1 protein-coding gene is annotated in these 1035 nt (G+C 58.7%); it reads left to right on the top strand.

All coding sequences use genetic code 11. The features are described 5' to 3' along the window. Positions 1 to 1035: efflux RND transporter permease subunit (locus ACUN9X_RS18835; RefSeq protein WP_445474037.1), on the top strand; the 1035-nt coding region annotated here is incomplete at both ends.

The following is a 1035-nucleotide window of genomic DNA, read 5'->3' as shown; positions in this document are numbered from 1 at the left end:
CGCTGGGGCCATCTCACTCCTGGGGTTACCCGTTGAGCAGTACCCGAATGTGGTGCCACCCCAGGTTGTCGTTGAGGGCCGTTACCAGGGTGCCAGCGCCGACGTCATCTCTGAGAGTGTTGTGGCGCCACTGGAGCAGGAAATTAACGGTGTGGATCAGATGATCTACATGGAATCGAACAGCACCGACTCGGGAAGTTTTCGCGTTACGGTCTCGTTTGAAATCGGCACCGACCCGGACCAGGCCACCATCAACGTCAACAACCGGGTGCAGCAGGCTCTGGCAAGTCTACCTCAAACCGTGCGGGACCAGGGGCTGACTGTAGAGGCCAGGTCCACATCGATCCTTCAGGTCCTGACGTTGTCGTCCCCGGACAAAAGCATGGACGTGGTAGAAATTTCCAACTATGCCCTGCTGAATGTGCTGGACGAACTGGTGCGCCTGCCGGGGATTGGTAACGCCTCCCTGTTCGGCGCCCAGGATTACTCCATGCGAGTCTGGTTGCGCCCGGACAAACTGGCCCAGTATGAACTGACACCGGCGGATGTAGCCGCCTCTTTGCGGGCCCAGAACGCTCAGTTTGCGGCAGGCCGTATTGGCGCCGAACCGGCACCGCAAGGCCAGGCCTTTACCTTCAGTGTGTCGGTGCCGGGGCGCTTGACCAGCCCGGAAGAATTCGGCGAAGTTATCCTTCGCAGCGATGAAGAAGGTGCGTCGCTGAGGTTGAAAGATGTCGCCCGGATAGAGCTGGGGGCCCAGAACTACGATTTCGAGGCGGCCTACAACGGCGACGATACGGTTCCCATGGGGGTCTATCTGCAGCCGGGAGCCAACGCTCTGGATGCCGCCGATGCCGTACGCGAAGCCATGAAGGATATCAGTGAGCGCTTCCCGGAGGGGTTGGAATACGACATTCCTTACGACACCACCCGTTTTATCGATATCTCGATTCAGGAGGTCATCAGCACCTTCATCATTGCCATACTGCTGGTTGTGGTGGTCACCTTCCTGTTCCTGCAACACTTACGGGCCAC

The organism is Marinobacter sp. V032 (assembly GCF_052645435.1).
The sequence above is the reverse complement of the archived record's forward strand: the minus strand, read 5'-3'. Positions and strand labels throughout refer to the sequence as shown.